The sequence below is a fragment of the Exiguobacterium sp. s145 genome (assembly GCF_018618835.1).
Lineage (GTDB): Bacteria > Bacillota > Bacilli > Exiguobacteriales > Exiguobacteriaceae > Exiguobacterium_A > Exiguobacterium_A artemiae.
The window spans coordinates 1-427 of sequence record NZ_JACSMV010000051.1 but is presented as its reverse complement, the minus strand read 5'-3'; the positions used below and the strand labels follow the sequence as shown (position 1 = coordinate 427).

Annotated in this window: 1 protein-coding gene; it reads left to right on the top strand. The window is 47.5% G+C overall.

All coding sequences use genetic code 11. From position 1 onward, the window contains the following. A partial coding sequence (locus KNQ07_RS16030) for an RNA-guided endonuclease TnpB family protein (RefSeq protein WP_214767982.1) occupies positions 1 to 384 on the top strand: 384 nt, incomplete at its 5' end. Positions 385 to 427 lie beyond the last annotated feature (43 nt).

The window sequence follows — 427 nt, the reverse complement described above, 5'->3', positions numbered from 1 at the left end:
ATCCTCGCCAAGAAGCATGAGAAGATTGTAAATCAACGTCAAGATTTTCTTCATAAGCTGTCGAAACGGATCGTTGACGAGAACCAAGTCATCGTCGTCGAGACACTGAAGTCGAAGAACATGATGAAGAACCATACGATCGCCAAATCGATCGGAGACGTCAGTTGGTATGAGTTCGTCCGGCAGTTGGCCTATAAATGCACCTTCTACGGACGAACACTGATCAAAGCGGACCAATGGTACGCCTCAACCCAAATCTGTTCTTCTTGCGGAAGGAAAGGTGAGAAGAAAACGTTGGATGTGCGCGAGTGGACATGTACTTGCGGTGCGCATCATGATCGAGATATCAACGCAAGTATCAACTTGTTGCTGTTAGCAGACTGAAACCCCTTCAGGGTGGGAACCACCCGATGAGCTTGGTCAATAA